This window comes from Microcoleus sp. FACHB-672, assembly GCF_014695725.1.
GTDB lineage: Bacteria > Cyanobacteriota > Cyanobacteriia > Cyanobacteriales > Oscillatoriaceae > FACHB-68.
In genome coordinates this window covers 104,323-116,694 of record NZ_JACJOU010000022.1, presented here as the reverse complement: position 1 = coordinate 116,694, position 12,372 = coordinate 104,323, and the positions used below count along the sequence as shown (strand labels likewise).

Sequence of the window (12,372 nt, the reverse complement as noted above, 5' to 3'; positions counted from 1 at the left end):
TATGCCTTCCAACATTGTCGAGATCCTTACAGCAGACGAACTGCGCCGCACTATTACTCGCTTAGCTTCCCAAATCGTCGAAAAGTCTGGACATCCTTCCCAACTGGTGTTAATGGGAATTTATACCAGAGGCGTTTATCTTGCCGAACTGCTGGCACGTCAAATTCAAGCGCTTGAACAAGTATCCGTGCCGGTGGGTGCATTAGATATTACGTTTTACAGAGATGACTTAGATCAAATTGGCATGAGAACGCCGGCGAAAACAGAAATTCCCTTCGATCTCACCGGCAAGACTGTGGTATTGGTGGATGATGTGATTTATAAAGGCCGCACCGTGCGAGCTGCTTTAAATGCGGTGAGTGAATATGGTAGGCCGGCAGCGATTTGGTTTGCGGTATTAGTAGATCGCGGTCATCGTGAGTTGCCGATTCAGCCAGACTTCACCGGCAAAAAACTTCCAACAGCGAAGGAAGAACAAGTTAAAGTTTATCTGCAAGAGATGGATGGACGGGATGGAGTGGAACTCATTCGATTTTAGGTTAGGCGATACTGATTAAAATCCAAAATCCAGGCAACTAATGAGCGACTTAACAATCGAAAATTCCCCATCCGAAATCCCAAATCTAATGAACTTGCCGGCAGAAACTCAAAATCGCAAGGCAGATCACCTGCGGATCTGTTTAGAGGAAGACGTACAATTTCACCAAACAACCGGACTGGAACGCTACCGTTTTACTCACTGTTGTTTACCAGAACTTGACCGCAGTGAAATTGATTTAACAACCACATTTCTCGGTAAACAACTGAGTGCACCCCTACTGATTTCTTCCATGACCGGCGGCACAGAGTTGGCAAAGACGATTAATTATCGCTTAGCAGAAGTCGCTCAGCATTATAACATTGCGATGGGCGTCGGTTCTCAGCGGGTGGCGGTGGAAAATCCCCAAGTTGCTGACACCTTTGCGGTGCGATCTGTTGCTCCTGATATTCTTTTGTTTGCCAATTTAGGTGCAGTACAACTTAACTACACCTACGGCATTGATGAATGCCGGCGTGTCATCGACTTATTAGAGGCAGATGCGCTAATTCTGCACATCAATCCCCTGCAAGAGTGCGTTCAAAGTAACGGAGATACAAACTTTAGAGGATTGCTTGACAAAATCAACGAATTATGCAGTGATATATCAATTCCTGTAATTGCCAAAGAAGTTGGGAACGGCATCTCAGCAGCAATGGCGAAGAAACTGATGGAAGCCGGTGTTTCCGCCATTGACGTTGCCGGTGCGGGCGGGACATCTTGGGCGAAGGTGGAAGGAGAACGCGCCACAGATGCCAAACAGCGCCGGTTAGGGAACACCTTTGCCGACTGGGGATTGCCAACCGCTGAGTGCATCACCGGCATTCGCGCCATTACCCCAGACATCCCCTTGATTGCCTCCGGAGGATTGCGTAATGGGTTAGAAGTCGCTAAAGCGATCGCACTTGGTGCCGATCTGGCCGGTTTAGCATGGCCATTCTTACAGGCAGCAGCCGAATCAGAAAACGCCCTTTACACCCTTGTAGATATCTTAATCGCTGAAATTACCACCGTACTTTTTTGCACCGGCAACGCCACCTTATTTGATTTGAAACACTCAGGTGCTTTGCAGCGATTAGGATAGAAAGGTAACAGCGAATGGCGCACGCAGAAGTAAGAATTGAGAATTGAAAATTTTCTAAATTTTTACTTCTCTCCCACCTCCCACACTCACTTTCCACTTCAAACCTCACACCTCAATGCGCGATTTCCTAAAGTACACCTTTGCGAGTTTAGTAGGAAGCCTGCTAGGACTCGTGCTGCTCTCCAGTTTGGGGATCGGGGGACTGATATTTTTAATCATTGCCGCCTCCTCCCAAGAATCCGGGCCAAAAATCGAAGACAAATCCGTGTTAGTTTTCGACTTGTCTACAGAGATTAGAGATACTAAGCCCAGTTCCTCCACCAGTCAAGCGATTCAAGAAGCACTTTCTGATGAAGAAAGCGACTCAATTACCCTGCGTACCGTTCTCGACAGTTTAGATCAAGCCACCAAGGATAAACGCATCGTCGCGCTTTACCTGCAAGGTAGTAGCAACGGCAATAGCAACGGCTTAGCAACCCTCAGAGAAGTTAGAGAAGCCTTAGAAAAATTTCGAGCTGCCGGTAAACAAATTATTGCCTATGACGACGACTGGACAGAAGGAGAATACTACCTCGCTTCCGTTGCCAATAAAGTTGTCGTCAATCCCCTCGGCACAATGGAACTCAACGGTTTCAGTTCCCAAACCATGTTCGTAACAGGTGCCTTAAATAAATACGGCGTTGGCGTGCAAGTGGTGCGGGTTGGCAAATATAAAGCTGCTGTTGAACCAGTTGAACGCACCCAGATGAGTCCAGAAAACAAACAGCAAACCCAAAAATTCTTGAACGACTTTTGGGGTGAGTTTCGCACGAGTGTGGGTAAAAACCGGCAATTAACCCCAAACCAAATACAAACCCTTGCCGACACCCAAGGCTTATTCATGCCAAAGGAAGCCCAACAACGCAAACTCGTTGATAAAGTCGCTTACTTTGATGAAGTCGTCGCAGAACTTAAGAAACTGGGTGGTACAGACAAAGAAGATAAAACCTTTCGTCAAATTAACCTGACGACCTACGCTAAAGCAAATGAAACCCGTAAAGAACTGACAAACAACTCTAAAAATACGATTGCCATCGTCTACGCTGAAGGTGAAATCGTCGATGGACAAGGCGGAGTGACAGAAGTTGGCGGAGATCGCTTAGCAAAACAATTGCGGCAGTTGCGACTCGATAAAGATGTTAAAGCCGTTGTGCTGCGCGTAAACAGTCCCGGTGGCAGCGCCACAGCGTCCGAAGTCATTCAGCGAGAAGTCAAACTCACCCGCAAAGAAAAGCCGATCGTCGTTTCGATGGGAAACGTCGCTGCCTCCGGTGGCTACTGGATTTCAACCGATGCCGACCGAATTTTTGCCGAACCAACAACCATCACCGGCTCAATCGGCGTATTTGGAATGCTGCTAAATGTTCAACAACTTGCTAATAACAATGGCATCACTTGGGATGTTGTAAAAACTGCCCGCTATGCCGATTCTCGAACCAACGCCCGTCCTAAAACTGAGCAAGAACTCGCGGTTTATCGCAAGATGGTGCAGCAAGTTTACGATCAATTTCTTACAAAAGTAGCCGAATCGCGGAAAATCCCGAAACAAACCGTTAATGAAATTGCTCAAGGGCGCGTTTGGTCGGGTTTAGAAGCCAAGAGAATAGGCTTAGTTGATCAAATGGGGGGCATCCAAGATGCGATCGCTGAGGCAGCTAAACTCGCCAAGCTGGGAGATAAATGGCAAGTGGAAGAGTATCCTAAAACTCGCACATTTGAACAGCGAATTGTGCAAAAACTAATTGGCGCTCATATTTCCTCAACTCCCGTCAAGCCCGATCCACTCACCCTAGAATGGAAGAAACTTCAGCAAGAGCTAACCATTTTCACCAGCCTCAACGATCCTCGCGGCATTTACGCTCGTTTGCCTTACAACTTTCGCATTGAGTAATTTGAGGGACTAGGGGCTACGGGAGAGGGAGAGAAATCCCCCATGCCCCATTCTCCTAAAACCGATAATTTCGTTCCCGCACCCAAAGGCTCACCGGCACGGCATGACCCTGAGCGTTAACCTTAACTTCAACTACAAAAGGTTGCGCTTGTCTAGCCTGTCCCGGTTGGTTTCGCTGAGCTTGATTAATGTCGTCGTTAATCCGCTCCCTTTGGTCTTCCGGCATAAAATACTGTTCTAAACCGTACTGAATTCCACCGTTATATGTCCCTTTCAGTGCCACCTGATTCGCCGGCAATTTAGTTGGAAGTTCCTGACTGACGCGCACCGGCTTCCAAGGTTGGGGGCGTCCGGAAGCTGTCGGCGATTTGGGTGCCTCTAAAATGACATAAAGCTCCGTCGGTGAGTTTAAGTATTTCTCTGGCTTGCAAGTGTTTTTAGCTGGCGGTTTTACCGTTGGGCAAGTTGTCGTGCCACCCGGTAAGTCATTCCAGCCGGGAAGTTTTTTCAGGTTACTTTGATTCGAGATATCGTAGCTGAGTGTTTGATAGTAACCCCGCAAAAGATCGTAAGGATCAACCGGCGCTGTTTGCAAAATTACAGTGGTGCCGGTGAGGTGAGTGTAAATTGCTTGTGCCGGCACAGAACCAATCAGCACAGTTTGTAATAGTAAAGGAACCCACAGCCGCCAACCACGTAACGGCTTTTTTGGTGCCTCCCAACTGGTCATTCGCTGATTTTCAACGTTGACCTCTGCCGGTATTTTTTCCTCGAGCAATGGTTGCTCAGATTTATCAAAGTTAGAAGTCATTAAGAATTCTCCTGAGAAGGCGTTAACGCAGAAGAGTAGCGCTCAAACAAAAGTCCGGCAGCAATTACCCCTATCCCGCACAAGAAGAAGACAAATGCTTTAAATAATAAGCCGGTCTCGTACTCTAGCAGTCGGCTCACAATTTGCAGCGCCAATAGCGTAATGCCGGCCCAGAAAGTCGCACGATTTCCAAGTGCAAGTCCTTCCCGAAGCAAACCGCCGGCTAATAGAAACAGCAACACATTAAATAGAAAGATTGCCAGCACAGAAATTGGGGTAAAACTCAAATGAAATAAGGGAATTAAAGCGCTAATGGCAATAAAACAGGCAATCACATTGGTTGTCAAATCCACTCCCCGACGAGATGGGTGCTTTCTTCCCTGCCGGCCTAAACGCAGCCATTGCCAGACAATCAAACCACCCAGCAGCGCAACATCCAGCAGAGAACTCCAACCCAATAATGTTTGGGTATGAATGGGTGTTGCTGAGGAAGATTGCCAAGGCCACTGGAAGGCTAAAACATAAAACAAAATAGCAAGGCAAAATAGTGCTAAATTCCGGGCGATTGGCTGAAACAATTTGCTATGGATATTGGGCCAAAGGGTGTCATCATAACCCCATAAAAGAGCCGGTGGCATGGCACACATCAGGGCAGCCATTAAAGCCGGTGCGCCACTTGATCCTTGAGCAAGAGACATTTCTAGGGAAAAAATCACCAAAATCGCCGTTAAGGCAAAAATTGCGCGAGACCGGCACCAGTAAGCAAGTGGCACAAACAGCAAGCAAGCCACCACCGGCATATGTTCGACTAGCAGCAGCAGCCAAGAAAATTCTTTCGCTGACCAATCAAACACGTTCAGCCAATAACCCCAGCCAATTAACAGAATTGCTAAGACGCCTAAAGAAGTCAAACGCAAGCTGTAAGCCATTGCTAGCACGCCTAGACCCCAGGCTAAATACAACCCATAGGGGGAACCACCGATATGGAACATCTGAGCCATCAGGGCCATATTCGCGCCCAGAATAATTGCCCCTAGGAGCAATAATGCCTCGCCCAACCGCTGTTTCCCGCCTCCTCGCTTTCGTTGTGCCCCAGAGGTTGGAGGAGTTCGCCACAAATAGAAGCCGGCTGCATTTACCCCAATGAATAAACTCAGCAGCAGTGCAACTCTCACCTCTCGCGACCAGGCTTGCCAGTTCGCTGCCACAAAGGTGATGACGGCTAAGCCTAGGAGAATTCCTCCTACGCCAATGACAATTGCAATAAAGCGATTGCGAGCGGAAGTTTCCAGGCTATCAAATTGATAGCGTTCTGATATTTGCTCATACAATTCGGCATTAATTAATCCCTCAGCTTGCCACAGTTTTGTTTCATGGCGTAGCTGATGACGAAACTTATCTGAAACCATCTTGAATGGCCTCTTCTCTTTCTAAAGATCGGCTGTGTAATCTACCTTATAATCTGCCATGAGTTATTGGGTGGCAGGTTAAAATTGTGACACCCGTCTCACTGGCACGCTCATCTAACTTTAGGGTTTCAGTGTTTAAATAATAGTTTTGGGGAAGGGCCGCCCTTGTGTAAGAGCGTCCAAGCTTGATTTTGAAAGAGATTTTTCTAGACGGCTGCCGATGAAGACAAATGTACAAAAGGAAACGTAAGAAACTTGTTTAGTTTTATTGCGGTTTCTCTTTACGTTTCACTCATCACGCGGTAAGCGCACCGGCGATCACCTTGCATAATATGTTCGATTCGTTCAATGCTGACTGCCGGCCCTAACAAGGTTTTAAAAACCTCAAGTTCTGATTGGCACAACATCTGACACGTGCGGGCGGCTGCATTGATAGGACAGTGGTTTTCCACTAAAAGCAAGCTGTGATCCGGCTGTTCGATTACTTCCGCCATGTAGCCTTCTTGGCTGCGACACTGGGCGAGTACAACAACTCGCTGCCGCCAATCACTGCTGCCGGCTACTTCCTCTAACCGAGATGTGTAGCTTTGCACTTGTCGGTTGGTGCGTTCTGCTAGCAGTTTTTCCAAACCTGCCGGCCCAAAAACTGTCTCAACGCCCCTCAGTAGGTCAACCATCAACTCTGCATGGCTATCGGCAAAGAAATTGCCAGAACGCTCCGTCAGCTGCCATAACTTCACGGGCCGGCCTTGGGGACGCCGTTCTTCTCGGTAACTCACCCATCCCTCGGCTTGCAGCGTTTGTAAATGCTGGCGTATTGCCATTGGAGAAACTAGCAATTGTTCTGCTAAAGTTGTGGCAGTTTGCGCTCCGTGCATTTTCAATCGATGCAAAATTTGATTTTTCGCTTTTTGTTTATCCTCCATAATTAATAGAATTTTAAGAAACCACCCTTTCACCTTAGCTTGCTCGACTCTCGATAGTTGCAGATTTTTTTAAGATATGCTAAGTTAACTCAACTAAAATCGCGTCTTTTGTACTTCCAGCTTAACTTCAAAGACTTTTAATGATAAAGCTTTATCGCTTTTTTTAGCAGTACAAAATTAGCACAAAATGGAAGTACGAACCCTTTTGGCTAACTTGAAATAAAAAAACTTGCTGCTTGCGGGCGCATCAAGTCAGCGATATGAGGGTGGCCGAAAAAACAGAGTAATCCGCTTAATGCCGGCAAAAGATGCAGCGCATTGCAGCCGACGCTTGGGGAATAAAATATAAAAGAAAACCCAAATTAGCAAGATTTGACCAGAGCTTTTTTGCTTAAAGGCATCCAAAATTCAACTCCAGTACCTTTTAGGAAAATTGACAGCAACAAAACTTTTCCTGATGAACTTTTTTTGTGATGGGTGCAGATGAGAATCGAGGGTAGACTCAAAAGATAGGTGTAATCGTGTGACCCCGTCCCTTTCAGGGTGCGTCGGTCTGGTAAAGGTGTTCTTGAACTTTAGCCGTCAGCGCAGTTATCTTGCAGATGAAGTTTCAGAGCCAATCATGGGCCGAAGCACAGGAATCAAGCATGGGTGGCAAAAGCTTTTTAGGACGCTTACATAAATTGATTGTTGCCTATTGTGCACTGGGAATTTTGGCCACCGGCACAGTCATTGCTGTTGTGAGTATTTTGCCTCTGTACCAACATCTCAAACAAGATCAACACAAAAATTTGCTTATTGCCGCCAGAAGTAAAGCTTCAGCCGTTGAAGAATATATTGGGCAAACAAAAGCAGTTGCTTTGCAAATCGCAAGGGAAACTCAACTTCGTAGGAACCTAGAGGCTTATAACCGGCAGAAGCTGAGCTTAAATGCATTACAGAACCTCAGCACGCCAAAACTGCGAGAAGCGCTCAAAACATCTCCAGACGTGGCAGGCATCAGTCGGCTTGATCGAACCGGCAAGCAAGTAGTGAGCGTGGGATTGCCAATTCCCGCAGAATTTTGGCCCGTACCGGCTGCCGGTTCTCAAACAGTCATGCTTCACGCTCCAGTCATTCTAAGCGGTAGTGCCTATTTAGCCGTCGGTGTTCCCATTTTGAATGAATTATCGCAGCGAGCCGGCACAGACATTGTTGTGTTCAAGCTTGACCCCGTACAGCAGCGACTTTTATCAAAAAATAGGAGTGTTGGGGAAGCCGGCCAAACAGTCATAGGCAGCCTTCATTCCGATGGAGTCGAGGTCTTTTTTTCCTTGAGAAGCCCCGAAAACACTAAATCTTCCTCACAGATAGTAGAGGCAAATTTAAAAAATAATATTATCGGAATTTGGAATTGCTGGCTAATTCCAACCTGCCCAGATATACAGAACCCTAAAAATTTATTTATTCAAGATCGCTCATCCTTAATTTTTCCCAAAACTTCTGCGGTGGCACAAGCTTTAGAAAAAGCGCTTCATCAAGATACCGGCCTGTTCATTTCTCACCTAGCCAAAGAGCCGCAGGTCATCGCCTACAGCCCTATTCAAGGAAGCGATTGGGGTTTATCGGTGATTATGCCTTCTGGCCAACTATATGCGCCGGCTAACCGCCAGATTGTTTCTCTCGGCAGTACACTTTTTCTGTTGATTTTGGCCGGCACCACCGGCACGATCCTATGCCTGCGTCAGCTTGCCAACGCAACCATTCTTCATGCCGGCGACTTAGAGCGACTTGTGCGGCAAAAAACATTATCCTTACCAGCCAATAGTCACAGCACTTTGACACAAGCCGGTTTACCCTCCGGGCAGCGATATCGCTTCACAGATGCCGGTGGCGCTGAGGCTGTGTGGGAGTGGAATTTAGAAACGAACGAGCTTGATTTTTCTCCTCAGTGGAAAGCCTTGCTGGGTTATGACGAAATCGAAATTGGCACTCATCCAGACGAATGGTTCAAGCGGGTGCATCCAAACGATATGGAGCGAGTTAAGGCAGAGATTACCGTTCATTTAGCAGGTCACACCACTTATTTTCACAACGAACATCGCATCTTGCATCAAGACGGCAATTACCGATGGGTGCGAGCGCAGGGAATGGCGATTCGGAATGCTGCCGGCAAGGCGTTTGCAATTGCCGGTGCGATCAGTGACATGACCGAGCGCAAGACCCTTGAGGAAGAGAATCTGCGTTTAGCGGCGTTTCCCAGATATGACCCGAATCCTGTGCTGGCATCCGATAGAGATGGCAATCTAATTTACCTCAATCCAGCCGCACGGCGCGTGATAGACAAGCTGAATCTCGACGAACCAGCCAGTTTTTTGCCGGCAAACCATCGCCAGCTCGTGCGTAGCTCTCTGGACACTAACCAGAGCGAGCGGCACATCGAAGTCAAAGTTCAAGAGCGCATCTACTCTTGGAGTTATCATCCCCTTGCCCATCTCAATGTCGTACATCTGTATGCACTTGATATTACAGAGCGCCAGTTGGCTGAGGAGCAATTGTTGCAAGCGGCATGGCACGACGAACTAACGGGGCTGCCAAACCGAACCCTGTTTATCCACCGGCTAGAGCAGGCAGTGGCGCGGGCGAAACAGAGCCAAGATGGTTTGTTTGCCGTGCTGTTTCTGGATCTTGATCGCTTCAAGGTGGTTAACGACAGTCTGGGGCATATGCTGGGAGATCAATTTTTGATAGCGATAGCGCGGCGGCTAGAAGCGTCCTTGCGTCGCGGTGATGTGGTCGCCAGACTGGGAGGAGATGAGTTTACCATTTTGCTGGCTACGATCCGTGACTTAAATGATGCCACCAGTTTTGCCGAACGCATTCAACAACAACTGATGCTGCCGGTTAATTTAAACGAACATGATGTGTTTACCACTGCCAGTATTGGGATTGCGATCGGCTCATATCATCAGAAGCCCGAACTTGAAGGGGTCAATGGACGCCCTTATGAGCAACCCGAATACTTTCTGCGCGATGCGGATCTCGCCATGTATCGTGCGAAGGCTTTGGGTAAGGCGCGATATGTGGTATTTGACTCGGCCATGCACAAACACGCCTTGGCTCTATTGGAGTTAGAAAATGACTTGCGACGAGCCGTTCAAAGTGAAAAATTACAGGTTAAGAGTGAAGAGAAAGAAATTCCCATCTCTTCTTTTTTATGTGAATTTCTATTACATTACCAGCCAATTGTTGCCTTAGATACGGGCAGAATTGCCGGTTTTGAGGCGCTGGTGCGCTGGCAACACCCAGAGCGAGGTCTGATTTCACCGGCAGAATTTATTCCTGTGGCGGAAGAAACAGGTTTAATTGTTCCGCTCGGTGCGTGGGTGCTCCTAGAAGCGTGCCGGCAGTTACATCATTGGCAAGAACTGTTTCCCTCCGCACGCGACCTAACAATGACGGTTAATCTTTCCGGGAAACAGCTCTCGCAACCCCATTTGTTGGCGCAAATCGATGAAATTTTGCAACAGACCGGCATCAATCCTCTCTGTTTAAAGCTAGAGATCACTGAAAGTGTGCTGATGGAAAATGCTGCCGCAGCGGCTGAAGTGCTGGAGCAGCTAAGAAATCGAAATATTGGATTGTGTATTGATGACTTCGGCACCGGCTATTCTTCTTTGAGTTATTTGCATCGCTTTCCGATTAATACCTTAAAGATTGATCGCTCTTTTGTCAGCGAGATGGCCGGCGATGACGAAAACTCAGAAATTGTGCGGGCAATTGTTACGCTGGCGCATAATTTGGGAATGTATGTGGTAGCAGAAGGCGTGGAAACTGAGAAGCAACTGGTACAACTCTGGGCGCTGCAATGTGAATACGGGCAGGGCTATTTTTTTTCTAAGCCGTTACCTAGTGAAGCGGCTGAGGCGTTAATGGTATCTGAGCCACAGTGGTAAGGTAATAATTTTCTAATTTTCCAAATTGTGGCGCAAGCATCCTCGCCGGCTTCTAAAATTCAATTATAAAGTCATTTGCTGAAATACTGTAAAGATCGAAAAAATGATGAGTGACAAGGATTTTTCTTGCCACTCATCAGTTATTGCTTTTCATGAGGTTGAATCGATTTTGTCTGGAACAGATTGAAGGATGAGAGTTTTATCTTAAAGGTCTGGATATTTGTCGTTTAAGTGTGCCGAACCATGTCTCGGCGGCAGTCTTTACTGCCTGGACGATCACAATCAGGTTCTGTCGGGTGAACAACTAACAGCAAATTTTGAGACGCATCAAAGCGTTGCTGTTGAACTGAACTCCGTTCCATTCCTTGAAAATTAACAGCCAAACCTAAAAAGAGTGGACATAACACAACAACGGGGAGAAAATAAGACATAAGGGGTGTCCTGTGTCAGAGCTTCCACTTCTTGATTCAGCACCCCGCCTATGGCATCAGGAAAAAAAAATTGTTGATTATTGTTGATTATATTTAAGCTCGTCGTCCACCGCTTTTAGGTCGGTCACTTCCTTGCTCGACTCCAACATGGCCGGCATACGCTTGATCTAAGCCGGTAAAACTGTATTGAATTTCTAGAAAGTTGACGGCGAAGCCGGTGATTAACAAACTTGATAAGAGGATAGAGGCGTTAACGCGCATAAGAGATTTCCCGCTTGATGCTTCCTCTGTCTAATACCGGCTCTCAGCTTGGCCATCCGGATCAATTGAATAGAGCTATTGCTTCATATTTCTTTACAAACAGACGCTTAATGAACCCTAAGCGCCAGACTTACATCTAATTCAAGATCGAGTAAAATTAGGTTGAAATTTATGGGTAAAAATACAGCATTCCCATGTTGGAGCCGATCAAATTCTAACTAAAGTGAAAATTGGGTAAATTAGCATAAAAATTGGCTTTCTTTATTTTCTGATATAAGTTTTATCACCTCAGAAAAAACTTTGTTTTTACCGCAACCGTTAAAAAATACACTTTTAGCACCAAATTAATCAGATACTGTATGCAAACTCAAACACGCTACTACAGCCCAGAAGAATATTTAGCACTTGAAGAAAAGGCTGAATATAAAAATGAATACCGAGATGGAGAAATTATCCCGATGCCTGGTGGAACAACAAACCATAATAAGATTGCACTTAATTTTGCTGCAAACTTGAAGTTTGCGTTAAGAGGACAGAACTACGATACTTATATTGGTGCCGTGCGATTGTGGATACCTCGTTATCGTCAGTACACCTATCCTGACGTGATGGTAATCCAGGGAGAACCCATCTATACGGGAACCAATACAACGACTGTAACCAATCCTTTGCTGATTGTTGAAGTCTTATCTAAATATACTAAGAATTATGATTTAGGAGATAAGTTTATTTACTATCGCTCAATTCCTGAATTTAAGGAATATATTTTGATTGACCAAACGAAATATCATGTCATGCAGCACAATCAAACGAATGATGGAAAATGGATCTTAACTGACTATGAATCGGAAACGGCGCTTTTAGAATTAAATTCTCTAAAGTTTCAAATAAATTTGCATGACATCTATGAAAAAGTAAATTTTGCTGATGGTGAAGATTAAATCGTGATAACCTTGTTAGCTCTCTCAAAAAACTAGCAAATAATTAAGCTTCCCCTTAGCATTATTT

At 46.2% G+C, this 12,372-nt stretch carries 10 protein-coding genes; 5 read left to right on the top strand and 5 right to left on the bottom strand.

Annotated elements, in window-relative coordinates:
- Window position 1: 1 nt before the first annotated feature.
- The 3 genes from pyrR (at window position 2) to sppA (ending at window position 3,591) form a co-directional block, all read left to right on the top strand.
- Complete coding sequence (gene pyrR / locus H6F56_RS18195) at window positions 2–538, top strand: bifunctional pyr operon transcriptional regulator/uracil phosphoribosyltransferase PyrR (RefSeq protein WP_190670946.1); 537 nt, start codon at window positions 2–4, stop codon at window positions 536–538.
- Between the two features lie 88 nt (window positions 539–626).
- The gene (gene fni / locus H6F56_RS18190; protein ID WP_190671213.1) at window positions 627–1,661 is read left to right on the top strand and encodes a type 2 isopentenyl-diphosphate Delta-isomerase; all 1,035 of its coding nucleotides are present in this window, start codon (window positions 627–629) and stop codon (window positions 1,659–1,661) included.
- Window positions 1,662–1,776: 115 nt separating this feature from the next.
- On the top strand, window positions 1,777–3,591 hold the full coding sequence (gene sppA, locus H6F56_RS18185; RefSeq protein WP_190670944.1) for a signal peptide peptidase SppA: 1,815 nt from the start codon (window positions 1,777–1,779) through the stop codon (window positions 3,589–3,591).
- 55 nt (window positions 3,592–3,646) lie between these two features.
- On the opposite strand, the gene H6F56_RS18180 is transcribed toward sppA, so the two are convergent.
- The 3 genes from H6F56_RS18180 to H6F56_RS18170 form a co-directional block, all read right to left on the bottom strand.
- A complete protein-coding gene (locus H6F56_RS18180) occupies window positions 3,647–4,402 on the bottom strand; it encodes a GDYXXLXY domain-containing protein (RefSeq protein WP_190670941.1) in 756 nt (251 codons plus the stop codon).
- The gene (locus H6F56_RS18175; protein WP_190670939.1) at window positions 4,402–5,811 is read right to left on the bottom strand and encodes a DUF2157 domain-containing protein; all 1,410 of its coding nucleotides are present in this window, start codon (window positions 5,809–5,811) and stop codon (window positions 4,402–4,404) included. Before H6F56_RS18175 ends, H6F56_RS18180 begins: the two co-directional genes overlap by 1 nt.
- A 281-nt stretch (window positions 5,812–6,092) precedes the next feature.
- A complete protein-coding gene (locus tag H6F56_RS18170) occupies window positions 6,093–6,737 on the bottom strand; it encodes a helix-turn-helix transcriptional regulator (protein ID WP_190670937.1) in 645 nt (214 codons plus the stop codon).
- Window positions 6,738–7,339: 602 nt separating this feature from the next.
- On the opposite strand from H6F56_RS18170, the gene H6F56_RS26455 reads away from it, so the two are divergent.
- Window positions 7,340–10,672 carry an EAL domain-containing protein gene (locus tag H6F56_RS26455; RefSeq protein WP_242032070.1) on the top strand — a complete coding sequence of 1,111 codons (3,333 nt, stop codon included), beginning with the start codon at window positions 7,340–7,342 and terminating at the stop codon, window positions 10,670–10,672.
- A gap of 227 nt (window positions 10,673–10,899) precedes the next feature.
- On the opposite strand, the gene H6F56_RS18160 is transcribed toward H6F56_RS26455, so the two are convergent.
- Together H6F56_RS18160 and H6F56_RS18155 are read right to left on the bottom strand one after the other, a co-directional pair.
- Window positions 10,900–11,103, bottom strand: a complete 204-nt coding sequence (locus tag H6F56_RS18160) for a hypothetical protein (RefSeq protein ID WP_190670935.1) — start codon at window positions 11,101–11,103, stop codon at window positions 10,900–10,902.
- Window positions 11,104–11,196: 93 nt separating this feature from the next.
- Window positions 11,197–11,364, bottom strand: coding sequence for a hypothetical protein (locus tag H6F56_RS18155; RefSeq protein WP_190670933.1), 168 nt, complete (start codon window positions 11,362–11,364; stop codon window positions 11,197–11,199).
- Window positions 11,365–11,723: 359 nt separating this feature from the next.
- On the opposite strand from H6F56_RS18155, the gene H6F56_RS18150 reads away from it, so the two are divergent.
- Window positions 11,724–12,305, top strand: a complete 582-nt coding sequence (locus H6F56_RS18150; RefSeq protein ID WP_190670931.1) for a Uma2 family endonuclease — start codon at window positions 11,724–11,726, stop codon at window positions 12,303–12,305.
- Window positions 12,306–12,372 lie beyond the last annotated feature (67 nt).